The 418-nt window shown below is 65.8% G+C and carries 1 protein-coding gene; it reads right to left on the bottom strand.

The window, feature by feature from the left end; translation table 11 throughout:
- Window positions 1-418, bottom strand: a 418-nt coding sequence (locus ACXAG7_RS19980) for a sugar phosphate nucleotidyltransferase (RefSeq protein WP_476667928.1), incomplete at both ends; no start/stop codon positions are given.

The raw sequence follows: 418 nt of genomic DNA, 5'->3' as shown, positions 1-418 counted from the left end.
CATAGATGCCGGTCGAGGCCAGCGCACGCTCGGGGTCGTCCTGCATCGGCTGCGGCTCGGCGGGCTTTTCGGCAAAGCCAAAGACCTCGCCATCCGCATCGAGATCGAAGATGCCAAAGCCGCGCGCCTGCGACAGCGGCACCGGCGTCGCCGCGACGGTGACCGGCAGGGCGTGCCCGCGGTGATGGGCGAGCAGCTGCTCAAGGTCGATGTCGAGCACATGATCGCCCGAAAGCACCATGACGTCGCGCGGCGCATAGGCGTCGAGCGCGGTGATATTGCAGCGCAGCGCGTCGGCGGTGCCGCGATAGCCATAGGGGCTCAGAAATTCGCCGTCGCGCACCGAAATCCCTTTGGCAAAGCCATGCGCCCAATGCCGATTGAGGTGCTGGCACAGGTCATTGGGGCGATATTGCGT

The organism is Tenacibaculum sp. AWR4_210, from assembly GCF_056160945.1.
This window is presented reverse-complemented; position numbering and strand designations above follow the sequence as displayed.